Source organism: Stenotrophomonas sp. GbtcB23 (assembly GCF_019091045.1).
Lineage (GTDB): Bacteria > Pseudomonadota > Gammaproteobacteria > Xanthomonadales > Xanthomonadaceae > Stenotrophomonas > Stenotrophomonas rhizophila_A.
Genome location: NZ_JAGXKC010000259.1, coordinates 1 through 350 on the forward strand (window position 1 = coordinate 1; position 350 = coordinate 350).

At 56.3% G+C, this 350-nt stretch carries 1 protein-coding gene; it reads left to right on the plus strand.

Annotated elements, in window-relative coordinates; genetic code table 11:
* Positions 1-138: 138 nt before the first annotated feature.
* A partial coding sequence (locus KVS69_RS19030) for an Rrf2 family transcriptional regulator (protein WP_217539526.1) occupies positions 139-350 on the plus strand: 212 nt, incomplete at its 3' end.

Here is a 350-nt window from a genome sequence, read left to right on the forward strand (position 1 = left end):
CTGTGCAGATGGGCGGATCCTTCCCTTCTTGGATCCGCCCATCCTGTTTCTGCTTGGTTTTACTCGGAAAGTTACATTGAACGTTTGGGGCTTGTCCTGTATCGAGAAGGAAACGGTTAGGCAGGTTTTCGATCTCTGATGCTTACGAAAAAGGGAAAATGCGGTCTCAAGGCGCTGGTCCCCCTGGCGCAACTCGAACCCGGCAAGACCGCCTTCGTCAGTGAGATCGCCGAGCAGAACAACATATCCAAGAAATCCCTCGACGCGACCCTGCTCGAACTGCGCAAGGGCGGCATCCTGCGCTCGAAGAAAGGTCCGGGCGGCGGTTATGCGCTGTCGAAGCCGGCTTC